This window comes from Streptomyces sp. NPDC035033 (genome assembly GCF_040636735.1).
In the GTDB taxonomy this organism is placed as follows: domain Bacteria; phylum Actinomycetota; class Actinomycetes; order Streptomycetales; family Streptomycetaceae; genus Streptomyces.
Window position 1 is genome coordinate 1 of sequence record NZ_JBEZUZ010000130.1, and the last position, 15,346, is coordinate 15,346.

Here is a 15,346-nt window from a genome sequence, read left to right on the forward strand (position 1 = left end):
GTGGGGGGCGGGCGCGGGGCGCCCCGCGGGGGTCGTACCGCGTGGGGGTGTCACCGCGAACATGCCTGCTGTTGTCGGGGGTCGGGGGTGTTGCGCGCGCAACACGTCACTGCTCCCCACCCTATCGATCCGCGGATACGGCAAAGAGCCCCGTCCATCGAATGGACGGGGCTCTCGCCGTGGCGACCTACGTCAGGAGGTCAGGAGGGTCTCAGTGGTGGCCGTGGCCGTTCTGGATCTCCTTGTACTCCTCCAGGGTGGGCTTGGCGACCTGGTTGTCGTCGCCGTAGTAGCCCTTGTTGAGCTTGACCCGGAGCTTCTCCATCGCGCCGATCTTCCGCTGGACGCCGTTCTCGTCGACGGCCGGCGGCAGCTCGGCGGGCTGGTACTGCTCGTGCGCGGTGAGCTTGTACAGCTCGCCCTGGCTGAGCGGCTCGTGGACCTCGACGAACTCACCGTGCGGCAGGCGCTTGATGATGCCGGACTCGCGTCCGTGCAGCACCTTGTCCTTGTCCCGGCGCTGGAGGCCGAGGCAGATCCGCTTGGTGACGATGAACGCGATGACCGGGCCGACGAAGAAGAAGATCCGCACGAACCAGGTGATCGAGTTGATCGACAGGTGGAAGTGGGTCGCCCAGAGGTCGTTTCCACCACCGACGAGCATGATCATGTACGCGGTGATCCAGGCGACGCCGAAGGCGGTGCGCGTCGGAGCGTTGCGCGGGCGCTGCGCGATGTGGTGCTCGCGCTTGTCGCCGGTGATCCAGGACTCGATGAACGGGTAGACCGCGATGGCCGCGAGGACCAGCGGGAAGATCGCCAGCGGGATCATCACGCCGAGGACCAGCGTGTGGCCCCACAGGTTGATCTCCCAGCCCGGCATGACACGGATCAGACCCTCGGCGAAGCCCATGTACCAGTCGGGCTGGGCGCCGGTGGACACCTGGTCCGGGCGGTACGGGCCGAGCGCCCAGATCGGGTTGATCGAGGCGACCGCGGAGATCACCGCGATGACGCCGAAGACCAGGAAGAAGAAGCCTCCGGCCTTCGCCATGTACACCGGGAGCAGCGGCATGCCGACGACGTTCTTGTTCGTCCGGCCGGGGCCCTCGAAGTGCGTGTGCTTGTGGACGAACACCAGGATCAGGTGGGCGACCACCAGGCCCAGCATGATGCCGGGGAGCAGCAGCACGTGCGCCGAGTAGAACCGGGCCACGAAGTCGCCGCCGGGGAACTCGCCGCCGAAGAGGAACATCGACAGGTAGGTGCCGACGATCGGCACCGACAGGATCGCGCCCTGCATGAAGCGGACACCGGTGCCGGAGAGCAGGTCGTCCGGGAGCGAGTAACCGGTGAAGCCGGTGAACATGCCCAGGAAGAACAGCAGGAAGCCGAACAGCCAGTTGATCTCACGCGGCTTGCGGAACGCGCCGGTGAAGAAGACGCGCATCATGTGCACGAACATGCCGGCGAGGAAGATCAGCGCCGCCCAGTGGTGGATCTGCCGGATCAGCAGACCACCGCGCACCTCGAAGGAGATGTGCATGGTCGAGTTGAACGCCTCGGACATCAGCTGTCCCTGGAGCGGGACGTACGGTCCGGCGTACTCCACCTCGTTCATCGACGGGTGGAAGAACATCGTCAGGTAGACGCCCGTCAGGATGATGATGAGGAAGCTGTAGAGGCAGATCTCGCCCAGCATGAAGGACCAGTGGTCCGGGAAGATCTTCCGCATGTTGGCCTTGGCCAGCGTGTAGATCCCCAGGCGGCCGTCGGCCCAGTCGGCGACCCGCTCACCGGCGGGCGCCTTCTTCTGCGTGTTGGTCACAGTGCTCATCCGCGCTCCCAGAATGCGGGACCGACGGGCTCGTCGAAGTCGCCGTGCGCTTCGAGGAAGCCCTTGTCGTTCACACCGATCCGCAGCTGCGGGAGGGCGTGACCGGCCGGGCCGAAGATGACTCGGGCGCCGTCGGACAGGTCGAAGGTGGACTGGTGGCACGGGCAGAGCACGTGGTGCGTCTGCTGCTCGTACAGCGAGATCGGGCAGCCGACGTGGGTGCAGATCTTCGAGAAGGCGACGATGCCGTCGTGCGACCACTCGAGCTCGCGCTTGTCCTTGATGTCCTCCGGCTGGATCCGGACGATCATCAGGGCGGCCTTGGCGATCTCGGTCTGGAAGTTGTGGTCGTGCTCCGAGAGGCCCTCGGGCATCGCGAAGGTCAGCGAACCGACGGCGACGTCCTCGGGACGCAGCGGCTCGTGCGTGTTCATGTTGATGAGCAGCTTGCCCTTGGCCCACAGCGTCGTGCGGAGCTTCTTCTCGGGCAGCGGACCCATGTCACGCAGCAGCACGACGCCGGAGAGCGGCACCATGGCCAGCGCGCCGAACAGCGTGTTGCGGATGAGCTTGCGGCGGCCGAAGCCGGACTCCGCGGCGCCCTGCGCGAAGTCGGCCATGACCTGCGCCTTGACCTCGGGCGAGGCGGCGATCGGGTGACGCTCGTCCGCGATCTCGACGTCGGACATCAGGGTGCGGGCCCAGTGGACCGCGCCCGCGCCGATGAAGAAGAGGGCGAGACCGAGGGTCCACCCGAGCGCGAAGTTGAGCGCGGACACCCGGCCGAACGGCCAGATGTACACGATCTTGTCGACCGGGAAGATCACGTACGAGGCGATGAAGCCGACGGTGGCCAGCATCGACAGCACGAACATGAACGCGACGGCGCGCTCGGAGCGCCGGGCGGCCTTCTCGTCGATGTCCTGGACGCGCGGCTTGTGGGGCGGAAGGCCCGGGTCGGCGAACGGGTTGTCCGCGACCTTCACCGCGCCGTGCGCGGTGTCCTGCCCTGCCGGCAGGTTCTCTTCTGGAATCTCTTGGGTACTCATGACTTCTTGGCCTTAGCGGTGTGGGCCGCGACCCAGATGGCAACTGCGATCAGACCACCCAGACCGAAGATCCAGGCGAACAGGCCCTCGGAGACGGGGCCGAGGCCACCGAGCGACAGACCGCCCGGGTTGTCGGCCTTCTCGCCGTTGACGGCCTGGACGTACGCGATGATGTCCTTCTTCTCCTTCTCCGGCATGGTGCTGTCCGGGAAGGAGGGCATGTTCTGCGGGCCGGTCTGCATGGCCTCGTAGAGGTGCTTCGGACTGACGCCCTCGAGGGTCGGGGCGTACTTGCCGTGGGTCAGCGCGCCGCCCTCACCGGTGAAGTTGTGGCACTGCGCGCAGTTGGTGCGGAACAGCTCGCCACCCTTGGCGATGTCGGCGCCCGCGGGGTTGTACTGGCCTTCCTTCGGCGTGATCGGGCCGGCACCGAGGGAGGCGACGTACGCCGCGATCGTCGGCGTCATCGTGGTGCGGTGGATGAGGGCCATGGGCGGGCCGTCTCCTCTCCTCGGGACCGGGCGCCGTCAACGTAACAGAGGGGCCGCCGGGGCCGCCCCGACCCCGTCGGCCCGGCGGTCGCGGCCTCGTGTGATGATCCCGGGGACGTGGACCCGAGGGTTGTCCACGAGGGAGAGAACATGGGATTCACTGACGTCAACGGCGTCGACCTGTCGGGCGTCACCGGCAGGCTCATCCAGACGGTCGACCTGGTGCAGGGCCCCGCCCCGCAGGCGATAGCCACCGACACGGTCAACGGGCACGTCTTCGTGCTCCAGCTGGAGTCCTCGGCGACCGCGCCGGGCGACTCCGGCAACATGTACCTGAACCGCATCCACCGCACGACGGGCGCGGTCACCGGCTCCATGCGGCTCAAGGGCTTCGGGCACGGCCTGTCGATGGGCTGCCAGCCGGTCGGCGCGGACAGCCACCTGTGGACCGAGTGCGGCCCGCTGCACGTCACCGGCAGCGGCGTCGCCTTCGGCAAGTCCGTCACGCGGTTCAAGTTCGTCGACGGCGGGGTGCTCGACGCCACGACGATCCCGCCGGAGCGGAAGTTCACGCCGCCCGGTTCCACGTCGAGCACCGGGCCCTCGCTCGACCCGACCACCAACCTGCTGACCGTCATGTACCACAAGGACGGGAAGCGGCACTTCACCCGGTACGACGCCACCCGCGCCGCCGCCGGCGACTGGACGCCCGTCGGCACGACCTTCGTCATGCCGGCCGGCGAGGACGTCACGCCGGCCGTGCCGTCCCCGTACCCGCTGGAGAAGACCCTGACCTCCCAGGGCTTCCAGACGCTGGGCGACGTGCTGTACGCGTACCACTGGGCGCCGTACGACGCGAAGACCTACCCGGAGACGGTGCCGAGCGCGTTCCCCGGCATCGCCTTCATGACCTCGTACGACTGGGCCACCGGGCAGCGCCTCGACCGCCAGGTCGTCACCGGCGCGGACGGCCTGGAGCGGCGCGAGCCGGAGGGCGTCGCCGTCGAGGTCGACCCGGCCACGCAGGAGACCCGGCTGCTGTTCGGGTTCAGCAACACCGTGCCCGGCACGACCGGTTCGCGGGACGTCACCGTCTGCTGGTACCCGACGAAGCCCGCCGTCGACGGCGTGAAGGTCCTGTCGGACTGGGAGGACCTCGCGCTCGCCGCCGGCGTCACCGCCGGCACCGAGCGCCCGCGCGGCCGGCTCGTCGCCCTCGCCGGCACCACCTACCTCCAGCTGCGCGGCACCCTGACCTGCTCGCTCACCGCGGACAGCAGGATCGCGACCCTGCCGCACCGGCTGCGCCCGACCCGGCAGACCCGGCAGAACGTGCCGCGGAACAACAACACCGGGCGGTGCGTCTGCCGCGTCGAGGCCAACGTCCGCGGGGAGCTGTGGGCGTACGGCGCCTACGCCGACAACGCGATCACCTGGATCGACCTGGACGGCGTCTCGGTCGCCTGGCGCTGACCCGCCCTCTCCCCCTCTCTTCGTCCCCACTTCACTCCGGAGGATCCCCTCATGACCCAGCAGTCGTCCTCGCCGTCGACCAGCCGCCGTTCCCTGCTCACCGCCGCGCTCGCGGCGCCCGTCGCCGCCGTCGGCGTCCCGCTCGCCACGGCCGCCCCGGCCGCCGCCGTGGACCCGGTCGACGGCTGCCAGACCGTCGTCGACTGGACCGACATCGTCCCCGCCGCCGGCGTCACCCCCGACGCCGGCGCCCCGCTCCAGGCCCGAGTCATCCGCCTCGCGGGCACCGAGTTCCTCCAGCTGCGCGGCCTCCTCACCTGCAACTTCACCGCCGACAGCACCCTCGGCACCCTGCCGGCCACGATCCGCCCGCCCAAGCTGACCCGCGGCGTCGTCCCCCGCAACAACAGCCAGGGCATCAACGCGGTCCGCGTCGAGGCCAACACCGCCGGCGCCCTCAAGGTCTACGGCCCCCAGTCGTCGAACCCCGTCACCTGGATCCAGCTCGACCCCTTCTCCTCCGTGATGCGCTGACCGGCGTCCGCCCCGGCGCTCACCCCGCCCGACCGTCGCCGAGGACGGCCGGGACGGGGCCGTCGGGGCGGACGGTGAGGCCGTAGGCGGTCCTCTCCGGGCGGGAGAGGAGGCGGGGGGCGGGGCCGGGGAGCAGGTGCTCGAGGAGGGTGGTGGTCTCCCGGAGGGCGAACTGGAGGCCCAGGCAGGCGCGGGGGCCGAGGCCGAACGGGAGGTAGGCGCCGGGGTGTCCGGGGCGGCGGCCCGGGGTGGTGAAGCGGGTGGGGTCGAAGCGCTCGGGTTCCGGCCAGAGACCGGGGTCGCGGTGGGTGAGGTAGGGGCAGACGAGCAGGTCGGTGCCGGCGGGGACCGCGTGTCCCGCGAGGGTGTCGGCCTCGGCGGCGTGCCGGGGCAGGATCCAGGCCGAGGGGTAGAGGCGGAGCGTCTCGTGGACGAGCGCCCGCACGGCCTGCCGCCGCTCGGGCGAACCGGCGGGCCCGGCGGCGAGGGCCTCCGCGCGGGCCTCGGGGTGCCGGTCGAGGAGGAGGTGCAGCCAGGTGAGGGTGGTGGCGGTGGTCTCGTGCCCGGCGACGAGGAGGGTGACGAGTTCGTCGCGGACCAGCCGGTCCGTGTACGCGGGGCGGGTCCCGGACGCCTCGACGAGGACGTGCAGCAGGCCGGGGCCGTCGGGCCCGGCGCCAGCCTCCCGGGCGGCGGCGACGGCCCGTTCGGCGACGGCGTCGATCCGGGCGATGTCGGCGGCGACGGCGCCCCGGGCGGCGACCCCGTCGGCGGGCAAGCCGGGCAGGACCGCCACCACCCGGGCGACGGCGTCGAGTTCGCGCTCGGTGTCCTGGTCGAGCGGGTGCCCGGTCAGGGCGCGCCAGATGGTGTCGAGGGCGAAGCGGCGCGTCTCCCCGCCGAGGTCGAACTCCTCGCCGGTACGGGCGTACGCCTCCCAGCGGGCGGCCGTCCCCCGTGCGGCGGCGGTGATCCGCGCCTCGTACCGGCGCATGCCGCGGCCGGTGAACTGGGCCTGGAGGACGCGCCGTTGACGCTGCCAGGCGTCGCCGGCGGCGGAGAGGACGCCGTCGCCGACGAGGATCCGGGCGCGGTGGGAGCGCTTGACGTACCGGTCGGGGTGGAGGGCGAGGACGTGCCGGACGGCGTCGGGGTCGGTGACGAGCACCGTGGGGGCGGCTCCGGGCGCGGGGCGGAACGCGCCGACTCCGCCGAGCCGTTCCCGTACGAGGCCGAGGAGGCCGGCCAGTTCGCCGCCCCCGGCGCGCCACCGCTCGACGAGCCCGGGCTCCAGTTCGGGGACGGGGCGGCCCGCCGGCTCCGACGCCTCCCGGGCGTCCAGGGGTGCGGGGTCGGCCACGGCGGTGCTCCTCTTCGGCGTCCGCACGCGCGCGTGCGGGGTGGCGGCGGTCGTCTCGCACTGTAGGGGCGCGGGGGCTCCGGACGGCACCCCGACTTCGCGCCTCCCGCCCGGTCGTGGCGCGAAGTGGGCGTTGCCCGGGGGTTGTTCGGGAGCGCGTCCGGGGTGCGGGCGGGGCTCGAACGGGCGCGTACGGGATCCGTCCCTTCCGTTGACGCGCCCGTGACGGTAAGGAAACCTTCCTGACCATGGGCCCGTCGGGGCCGCCGCCCAGCAGGAGGGAGACGCTCCACCATGCGCAGAGCGATATCGGCCGCGGTCGCGACAGCCGTCACCGGTCTGATCGCCGCGGGGGGCCCGGCCCCGCAGGCCCGGGCCTCGGCCCCCGCCCTCACCGCCTCGGTCACGCGGGCGAGCGTCTGGAGCACCGGGTACGGCGCCGACGTGACGGTGAGGAACGGCGGGGACGCTCCCGCGACCGGCTGGACGGTCGAGTTCGACCTGCCGGAGGGCACCACGGTCAGCAGCCACTGGTCGGCGACGAAGACCCTGAGCGGCCGGCACTACACCTTCACCAGCCTCTCCTGGAACGCCTCGATCGCGCCGGGCGCGACGCAGGGCTTCGGCTTCAACGCGAGCGGGCCCGGCCTCCCGTCCAACTGCACGGTCAACGGCGCCCCGTGCGACGGCGGTTCCCCCACGCCGACCCCGACGCCCACGCCCACACCGACGCCGACACCCACGCCGGCACCGACGCCGACGTCGTCTCCCACATCCACTCCCACGTCCGCTCCCACCCCCACCCCGACCGGCCCGCCCTCCGGTCCCGTCGTCGACGTGGCCACGGCGGCGGAGCTCCGGGCCGCGCTGGCCTCGGCGGTGCCGGGGCAGACCATCCGGATGGCGCCCGGCGAGTACCGGGGCTCCTTCATCGCCCAGCGGCCCGGCACGGCGGACCGGCCGGTCACGCTGACCGGCCCGCGGACGGCGGTGCTCGTCAACGACGGGCCGTCCGGCAGCGGACCCTCCTGCCCCGTGCCCACCGCCGGCTGGGACCCGGGCTACGGCCTGTGGCTGTACGGGGCCGCGTACTGGAACCTGGAGGGCTTCACCGTCCGGGACTCCAAGAAGGGCGTGGTCGTCGACGCCTCCCCGCACGTGACGGCGGACGGGCTGTACGTCCACCACGTCGAGGAGGAGGGCGTGCACTTCCGGCGGTCCTCGGCGGACGGCGTGCTCCGCGACTCGACGGTCGAGTCGACGGGCCTGGTCCAGCCGGGGTACGGCGAGGGCGTCTACATCGGCTCGGCCGGCTCGAACTGGGGCTGCCACGGCAACGAGGGCGGCGCCGACCGCTCGGACCGGGTGCTGGTGGAGAACAACCGGATCGGCCCGGACGTCGCCGCCGAGGCGATCGACGTGAAGGAGGGCACCTTCGGCGGCGTCGTCCGCGGCAACACCTTCGACGGGCGCGGGATCAGCGGGCAGAACTCGGCGGACTCGTGGATCGACGTGAAGGGCGTCGACTACCTCGTCGAGGGGAACACCGGCACCTTCGCCCCGCCGGGCACCTTCGCCAACGGGTACGAGACGCACAACCCGGTCACCACGCCGGCCTTCCCGAACGGCTGCGGCAACGTGTGGCGCGGCAACGACTCGGACCTGGGCGGGACGGGCGCGTACGCGATCCGGATCACCTCGACGTCGAAGTGCCCGGGCCGGCTCAACGTGGTGCACGCCTCGAACACGGTACGGGGCGCCACGAGCGGGCTCACCAACATCGCGGTCACTCCGTGAGGTCCGGCTCCCCGTAGGACTCGAACCAGTGGCTGTCGAAGTAACGGGCCGTGGAGAAGGGGTGGTGGGGGTCGGTGAGCAGGCGGTGGACGAACTCGGTGATCGTGCCGTCGAAGCGCCGCCAGGAGGCGAAGTCGTCCTCGGTCGTGAGGATCGGCCAGCGGTCCGGGTCGGTCCCCTCGGTGAGCCAGTAGAACGAGTCGGCCTGCTCGGTGTCGCCCCACTGGAGGAGCCCGCCGGGCGCCGGATAGGCCGTGTACGGCTTCCACAGGTCGCCGCCCCGGGTCCGCGCCCACTCGCCGAGCCACCGCGCGTGCTCGACGAGGTCCGCCCCGGGCTCGCGGGCACCGGGGACCTGGATCCGTAGGTAGCCGTCGAAGGCGCCCTCCCCGAAGACCTCGACGAGTTGCTTGTAGTCGACGGGGAGCGCCGTGCCGAGCCGGGCCTCGACGTCCGCCCAGTCGACCGCGTGGCGGGGCGCGGCGAGGTCCCGGCCGGTGGTCGCGACGATCCCGCCCAGCCAGGTGGACCCCTCCGGGACCTCCGCCGCCGGGCTCCGGCCCTCCGCGACCACCACCACGGGCTCGGGGCCCCGGCGGTGGTCGCGGACGGCGCCGAGGCCGATCCACCGTCCGCCGTGCGACCAGCCCCGCATCTCGACGATCCGGTCCCCGAAGGGGGTGAGCAGCGGCAGGCCGGTGAGGTCGGTGACGGTCGGGTCGGCGTACCCGTCGCGGGCGAGGCTCCGCGCCCGCCCGTGCCGCTCGACGAGGGCCCGCCGGAGCGCGTCGAGGGCGCCCTCCCCGGCCGGCGGCGCCAGACAGACGTGCCCGTCGGAGTGGCCCGGTTCCTGACACCGGAGCTCACCGGTGTCGGCCCAGGCCAGACGGCGCAGGAGGGCGAGGAGCTCGGGGAGTTCGAGCGGTTCGGGCGCTCCGAGCGGTTCGGGCGCTCCGGAGGGGCCGGGGAGGTCGGGGAGTTCGGGGAGTTCGGCGGGCTGGTTCGGCAGGTCCATGGCGGCATGGAAGCAGACGCCACCGACAGCTCCGCCCGGACCCCGCAGGGGTGGCGTACACGGACGGGCGGGTGACACGCGTGTGCGTCGGGCGTCCGTCCGCGTACGCCGGGCGGGGGCCGCCGGCCGGCACCCCGGCCACGAGACCGGACCGCCCCGCCCCTCCCCGCGGCCGCGCCTCGTCACCCTCCTCCCCCCTCACCGTCCCCCCTTCCTTCCCCGTCCCCGCTTCCCCGCGCCGGGCCATGGCGCGAAGCACTGAATGGTGGTTCACTTCATTCATGGCCTACCGCAAGACGCCCGCCGAGCTCCGCCGGCTCGAAGCGGCCCGCGAGCACCTGATCGCCTGCGCCACCTCGGTCGTCGCCGAGGTGGGCTGGTCCCAGGCGTCGGTGACCGCGGTCGCCGACGCCGCCGGGATCGCGGCGGGCTCGGTCTACCAGCACTTCCCCTCCAAGGCGGCGCTCGCCGTGGAGGTGTTCCGGCGCGCCGCCGGGCGCGAGGTGGAGGTGCTCGGCGAGGTGCTGGCCGCGCCGGGCGACCCGGTCGAGCGGCTGAGCCGCGGCGTCGAGGTCTTCGCGCGCCGGGCCCTGGAGAACCGCGGGCTCGCCCACGCCCTGCTCGCCGCGCCGGCCGAACCCGCCGTCGGCGCCGAGCGGTTGGAGTTCCGGCGCCGCTACCGCGCCCTCTTCGCCACGGTGGTGCGCGAGGGGATCGCGGAGGGGGCGCTGCCGGAGCAGAACGGCGAGATCACCGCCGCCGCGCTGACCGGCGCGGTCGGCGAGGTCCTGGTCGACCCGCTCGGCGCCGCCGACGGGACCGCCAGCGAGGCCCTCCTCGCCGAACTCGTCGCCATGGCCCTGCGCTGCGCCGGCGCCGCACCGCCGCCGTAGCCCCGCCGCCCGTCACCCGTCGCCCCGGGCCGCCGCACCCCGCCGCTTCGCCGCCCCGCCGCCGTACGCCGACGACTCCGCCCCGCCCCGCCTCGCCCCTGGAGCAGCCGCCATGACCACCGCAACCACCGCCACCGCCGCACCCCAGAGCCGTCCCGCCGCCGTGACGCACGAGGTCACCAACCAGGCCCCGCCGCTGACCGGTCACGACGCGGCGGCCGACCCGGTGCTGCTGGAGGGCGTCGAGCGGGAGGGGGCCGGGTGGCACCTGGAGGACCTGCACCGCCTCGGCCGGGTGGTCGCGAGCGAGGAGGCCCAGCGCTGGGCGGACCAGGCCAACCGCCACGAGCCGGAACTGCGCACCCACGACCGGTACGGGAACCGGATCGACGAGGTCGAGTTCCACCCGGCCTACCACCGGCTGATGGACCTGTCCGTGGGCGAGGGCCTCGCCGGCGCCGCCTGGGCCGACGACCGGCCCGGCGCCCACGTGGCGCGCGCCGCCGGCTTCATGCTCGCCGGCACGCTGGAAGCGGGCCACCTGTGCCCGGTCTCGATGACGTACGCGGTGGTCCCCGCGCTGCGCCACTCCCCCGAACTCGCCGGGATCTACGAGCCGTTGCTCACCAGCCGGTCGTACGACCCCGGGCTGCGCGCCCCGGCGGGGAAGCGGGGGCTGCTCGCCGGGATGGGCATGACCGAGAAGCAGGGCGGCAGCGACGTCCGCGCCAACACCACCACGGCGACGGAACACCCGGACGGCACCTGGCGGTTGCGCGGGCACAAGTGGTTCACCAGCGCGCCGATGAACGACCTCTTCCTGGTCCTCGCGCAGGCGCCGGGCGGCCTCTCCTGCTTCCTCGTCCCGCGCGTGCTGCCCGACGGCGGCCGCAACACCTTCCGGGTCCAGCGGCTCAAGGACAAGCTCGGCAACCGTTCCAACGCCAGCAGCGAGCCGGAGTTCGACGACACGGTCGCCTGGCTGGTCGGCGCCGAGGGCAAGGGCGTGCGGACCATCATCGACATGGTGACGATGACGCGCCTGGACTGCGTGCTCGGTTCCGCCGCCGGCATCCGGGGCGCGCTCGCCCAGGCCGCCCATCACGCCCGCCACCGCTCGGCGTTCGGCGCCAAGCTGATCGACCAGCCGCTGATGCGGAACGTCCTGGCCGACCTGGCGCTGGAGTCGGAGGCCGCCACCACCCTCGGCCTGCGACTGGCCGGCGCCGCCGACCGCGCCCGGCTCGGCGACGAACGGGAGCGGGCCTTCCTGCGCCTGGCCACCACCGTCGGGAAGTACTGGGTGTGCAAGCGGCAGCCCGCCGCCGTGGCCGAGGCGCTGGAATGCCTCGGCGGCAACGGCTATGACGAGGCGTCGGGCATGCCGCGGATGTACCGCGAGGCTCCGCTCAACAGCATCTGGGAGGGCTCGGGGAACGTCAGCGCCCTGGACCTGCTGCGCGCCCTGGCCCGCGAGCCGGAGGCGCTGGAGGCCTTCCGGGCGGAGATCGACGCGGCGGCCGGGGCCGACCGGCGGCTCGACGCGGCCTGGGCCGGGCTGCGGGACGAGCTGCGGCTCACCGAGGACGCCCCGCTGCGCGCCCGCCGGGTCGCCGAGCGGGCCGCGCTCGTGCTCCAGGGCTCGCTCCTGGTCCGGCACGCGCCGGCGGCGGTGGCCGACGCCTTCTGCGCGTCGCGGCTGGCCGGGGACCAGGGCCTCGCCTTCGGCACCCTCGCGCCCGCGACGGACTTCGCGGGGGTGCTGACGCGCCTCCCCGTGTGACGCGCCTCCCCGCGTGACGCGCCACCCCGTGCGACGGGCCTTTCCCCGGCCTCCCGGAAGGGCCGGGGAAGGTTTTCCGCGCGAAGGCGAATCCTTTCCGGGGCGCGCCGTCTCTTGTACGCGTACGGGCCGGCCGGACGGGCCGGCCCCACCGGAAGGAGACACCATGCTGGTCACCGCCCTCGTCGTCGTCGGAGTCGTGCTCGTCGGAGCGTGCGCGTGGCACCTCTCCCGGCGGTTCCGGAGCCGGGCCTGACCGGGTCCCGTCCGCCGGGAGCCCACGGAGCACGAGGAAGAGCACATGAACCGACCCTTCTCCTGGCCGGACGAGCGGCTGGTCAAGGCCGCCCAGGACGGCGACGTCGCCTCGCTCACCACCGTCGTCATGGAATCGCAGCCGCACGTGCGGAAGTTCGCCCTGTCGCTGTGCGCCTCCCCGCAGGACGCGGAGGACGCCGCGCAGGAGGCGCTGATCATCCTCTACCGGAAGATCGGCACCCTGCGGGCGACGGGGGCGCTCGCCTCGTGGATGTTCCGCATCGTGCGCAACGAGTGCCTCCGGCAGGTCCGGCTGCTCGTCGCGCGCGGCGAGGAACCGGCCGCGGCCGGCCCGGAGGCGGCCGCGGAGCCGTCCGCCGAGGAGGCGGTGCTGCACCGCCTGGAGGCGCGCCGGATCGCCGCCGCGGTCGGCGCCCTGCCGCGCGACCAGCGGCAGGTCCTGGTCATGCGGGACGTACAGGGGCTGCCCGGCAGGACCGTCGCCCGGACGCTGGGCCTGAGCGACGCGGCGATGAAGTCCCGCCTGCACCGGGCGCGCGCCGCCCTGCGGCACTCCCTGGCCGCCCTCGAAGAAGCCCCCGGCCCCGGCCCCGCACCCGCGCCCACCCCCGGGCCCGGCCTCGGCCCCGTACCCACCCCCGACCCCGCGCCCGTTCCCCGTCCCGACGAAGGAGACCCGCGACCGTGACCACCACACCCGCCCTCCCCGGCCTCACGTCCGCCCCCGGCGCCGTGCGGCCGCCCGCCCCGGGCCCGGACTTCTCCAGCAGATCCGTCCCGCGCCACCTGGCGCGCGGCGCCGTCGGCTTCGGGCTGCTCGCCGGCGCGATCGCCCTGGTGCCCGTCGCCGGACCGGCCTCCCTGCTGGCGGCCCCGCTGGCGCTGATCGCGTTCCGCGGCTGCCCCACCTGCTGGGTGGTCGGCCTGGCGCAGACCGTCTCCCGGGGCCGGCTGGAGCGCCGGTGCGAGGACGGCGTCTGCGTCCTCGCCAAGGCGGACCCGCACCCCACCCGTACGCCCGCCTCCGGCGTGAACCCGTAGGCCGGCGTGAGCCCGTAAGCCGGTGTGAACCCGTACGGCGTGCCCCCGCGCGCCGGCACGGCCCCGTTCACCCCCGTTCACCCCCGCTCGGCCCCCGCGCGCCGACGCCGTCCGTACCGGGTCACCAGCCGGCGCCGCCGCTCGCGGCGTTCGCGGGTGTGCCGGTCGAGCTCCTCCATGAGGCGGCGGCCCCGGTGCTCGGGGGCGAGTTCGTCGAGGACGCGGTCGATCTCGGCGAGCATCGCCCCGTACAACTGCCAGTGGCCCGGCTCCCGCAGGGCGAGGGCGAGCAGCAGTCCGGCGGTCCGGTCCCGGGAGGCGCGGGCGGTCCGCAGGTCGCCCGCGAGCCGGGTCTCGGCCTCCTCGGCGGCGGCGCTGCCGGGGGTGGTGACGAGCACGGCGTAGCTGACGAAGGCGTCCCCGGTGTGCCGTGCGGTCTCCTGGAGGGCGAGGGAGACCGGGCGGGGCAGCAGCTCCTCGCCGGCCCGCTGCTTCGCGAGGTCGGTGAGGGTGCGGGTGAGGACGCGGAGCACGACGGCGCAGATCTCCAGCGTGTCGAGCCCGGTGCGCAGCACGATCCGGTGCAGCAGTCCCTCCTTGACGCGCGGGTTGAACCGCAGGCTGTCCTCGGCCGTGCGCAGGGCGGCGTCGACGTCGGCCACGTCGTCGTCGAGCTGCCGCGCCTCGTACAGCCGGGCCGCCGCCCGCTCCACGGTGGGCGCCCCGGCGAACTCCTCCGCCACGTCGAGCGTCAGGCGCCGCATCCGCCGGGCGAGGTCGTCGATCGACTCGCCCGCCGTGTCCACCCACACGGGCGGCACGAGCAGCAGGTTGAAGAGCATGCCGACGACGGCGCCGATCAGGGTCTCCAGGACGCGGTCCCAGGCGGTGTCGGCGACCTGGGTGACGCCGAGGACGAGCATCGCGCTGATGGCGACCTCCGGGACGAACTCCTCGACCTTCACGAACCGGCCCACCACGAGGGAGGCCAGGATGATCAGGGCGAGGCTCCACCAGGAGAGCCCGACGAGGACGCTGAACGCGATGGCGATGAGCACGCCGACGACCACCGAGTTCACCCGGCGCAGACTGGTGGTGAGCGTCGAGTAGACGGTGACCTGCACGACGAGGAGCGCCGTCAGGGGTGCGGTGAGCGGCACCGGTTCGCTGCTGAGCCGGAGGGCGACGACGTACGAGAGGGTAGCCGCCGCCGTCGACCGGACGGCCTGGACGAAGAAGGGGTCGCGGCGCAGCCGTGCCATGCGTCCGCTGTCCCCGTCGGTCCGTCTGCTGCGTTGCGTCACGTGGGTCCTCGTCTCGCTCCCGGTCTCCCGCTCCGGCCGAGCGTGCCACTTCCCCCCGGCCACCGGCCCGCCCCACCGGGCCGTTCGGCGCGGGCTCACCCGGATGCGCCTGCCCGGGGCCGCGGATCCCACACGCGGCCCGCCCCGAGCGGCGCCTCCGGCGCACGGGAGTCCGGCGAGCGCTCCCGGGTCCCGGGAAGCGGGCCCGGGTCCCAGGAAGCGGGCCCGGGCCCCGGCGAGCGCTCCCGGGCCCCGGGGAGCGGGCCCGTCGCCCCTCCGGGACCGCCGACCCCCTCGGCGCCGGGCCCCGTCGCGTATCTGGTAGGAAACCTTCCTGTCCGCTAGCATCCCGGCAGCGGCTCGGCGCGGCGGCCCGTCCCCGGGACGTGACGCGCTCAGTGAGAGCTCTGACCCGGCCGCCGAGCACCGCCCCGCCGCGTGGCGCCCCGAACGCCACCCGGCCGGCCGCGCCGTACCGCACGGCGCGGCC

General features: G+C 73.8%; 12 protein-coding genes and 1 pseudogene. 7 read left to right on the forward strand and 6 right to left on the reverse strand.

The window, feature by feature from the left end; genetic code table 11:
* Positions 1–211: 211 nt before the first annotated feature.
* The 3 genes and pseudogenes from AB0E83_RS32635 to AB0E83_RS32645 form a co-directional block, all read right to left on the reverse strand.
* Entirely contained in the window at positions 212–1,837 is a 1,626-nt protein-coding gene (locus AB0E83_RS32635; RefSeq protein ID WP_362119955.1) for a cytochrome bc complex cytochrome b subunit, read from the reverse strand.
* Positions 1,834–2,886, reverse strand: coding sequence for a Rieske 2Fe-2S domain-containing protein (locus AB0E83_RS32640; protein ID WP_362119956.1), 1,053 nt, complete (start codon positions 2,884–2,886; stop codon positions 1,834–1,836). Before AB0E83_RS32640 ends, AB0E83_RS32635 begins: the two co-directional genes overlap by 4 nt.
* A pseudogene (locus AB0E83_RS32645) lies at positions 2,883–3,341 on the reverse strand (cytochrome c); the annotation flags it as partial. The pseudogene AB0E83_RS32645 and the gene AB0E83_RS32640, both read right to left, overlap by 4 nt.
* A 186-nt stretch (positions 3,342–3,527) precedes the next feature.
* Between AB0E83_RS32645 and AB0E83_RS32650 the strand changes: the two are divergent.
* Positions 3,528–4,850, forward strand: coding sequence for a hypothetical protein (locus AB0E83_RS32650; protein ID WP_362119958.1), 1,323 nt, complete (start codon positions 3,528–3,530; stop codon positions 4,848–4,850).
* A 51-nt stretch (positions 4,851–4,901) separates the two neighbouring features.
* Positions 4,902–5,384, forward strand: a complete 483-nt coding sequence (locus AB0E83_RS32655; protein WP_362119960.1) for a hypothetical protein — start codon at positions 4,902–4,904, stop codon at positions 5,382–5,384.
* 19 nt (positions 5,385–5,403) lie between these two features.
* Here the strand turns inward: AB0E83_RS32655 and AB0E83_RS32660 are convergent, their stop codons facing one another.
* Entirely contained in the window at positions 5,404–6,744 is a 1,341-nt protein-coding gene (locus AB0E83_RS32660) for a cytochrome P450 (protein WP_362119962.1), read from the reverse strand.
* A gap of 294 nt (positions 6,745–7,038) precedes the next feature.
* Here AB0E83_RS32660 and AB0E83_RS32665 point away from each other — a divergent pair, with 294 nt between their 5' ends.
* A complete protein-coding gene (locus tag AB0E83_RS32665) occupies positions 7,039–8,541 on the forward strand; it encodes a cellulose binding domain-containing protein (protein ID WP_362119964.1) in 1,503 nt (500 codons plus the stop codon).
* On the opposite strand, the gene AB0E83_RS32670 is transcribed toward AB0E83_RS32665, so the two are convergent.
* Positions 8,531–9,556, reverse strand: a complete 1,026-nt coding sequence (locus AB0E83_RS32670) for a hypothetical protein (RefSeq protein WP_362119966.1) — start codon at positions 9,554–9,556, stop codon at positions 8,531–8,533. The genes AB0E83_RS32665 and AB0E83_RS32670 overlap by 11 nt on opposite strands.
* A 281-nt stretch (positions 9,557–9,837) precedes the next feature.
* Between AB0E83_RS32670 and AB0E83_RS32675 the strand changes: the two genes are divergently transcribed.
* The 4 genes from AB0E83_RS32675 (at position 9,838) to AB0E83_RS32690 (ending at position 13,552) form a co-directional block, all read left to right on the forward strand.
* Positions 9,838–10,449, forward strand: coding sequence for a TetR/AcrR family transcriptional regulator (locus tag AB0E83_RS32675; RefSeq protein ID WP_362119968.1), 612 nt, complete (start codon positions 9,838–9,840; stop codon positions 10,447–10,449).
* A 112-nt stretch (positions 10,450–10,561) separates the two neighbouring features.
* Positions 10,562–12,232: an acyl-CoA dehydrogenase family protein gene (locus tag AB0E83_RS32680; protein ID WP_362119970.1), complete on the forward strand. Its 1,671-nt coding sequence runs from the start codon at positions 10,562–10,564 to the stop codon at positions 12,230–12,232.
* 301 nt (positions 12,233–12,533) lie between these two features.
* Complete coding sequence (locus AB0E83_RS32685; RefSeq protein WP_362119972.1) at positions 12,534–13,199, forward strand: RNA polymerase sigma factor; 666 nt, start codon at positions 12,534–12,536, stop codon at positions 13,197–13,199.
* Positions 13,200–13,243: 44 nt separating this feature from the next.
* On the forward strand, positions 13,244–13,552 hold the full coding sequence (locus tag AB0E83_RS32690; RefSeq protein WP_362119976.1) for a hypothetical protein: 309 nt from the start codon (positions 13,244–13,246) through the stop codon (positions 13,550–13,552).
* Positions 13,553–13,629: 77 nt separating this feature from the next.
* Here AB0E83_RS32690 and AB0E83_RS32695 read toward each other — a convergent pair whose 3' ends face one another.
* On the reverse strand, positions 13,630–14,814 hold the full coding sequence (locus AB0E83_RS32695) for an aromatic acid exporter family protein (protein ID WP_362119974.1): 1,185 nt from the start codon (positions 14,812–14,814) through the stop codon (positions 13,630–13,632).
* Positions 14,815–15,346 lie beyond the last annotated feature (532 nt).